1 pseudogene is annotated in these 240 nt (G+C 65.8%); it reads right to left on the reverse strand.

The window, feature by feature from the left end:
• Positions 1 to 240 (reverse strand): annotated as a pseudogene (locus RB628_RS42210) (hypothetical protein); the annotation flags it as partial.

The following is a 240-nucleotide window of genomic DNA, read 5'->3' on the forward strand; positions in this document are numbered from 1 at the left end:
AGGGGTCGAACGTGGCGTCCACATCAACCCGGTAGCCGGCCTTGCGCAGCAGCGCAACGGTCTGTGTGGCGCGGTTCTGCCCATCACGCTGCTGGTTGGCCAGCGCGTACAGGTTGGGATGGTCGGGGACGGGGTGGAAGTCGAATCCCTTCAACATCCAGGTCCTTGCAGGCAGTTGCTTGGGGCTGGAGGCGACGATGCCGAAGTCGGGGTGGCGGCCGACTGCGATGTCGGGAAGCG

Source organism: Streptomyces sp. ADMS (assembly GCF_033441795.1).
GTDB lineage: Bacteria > Actinomycetota > Actinomycetes > Streptomycetales > Streptomycetaceae > Streptomyces.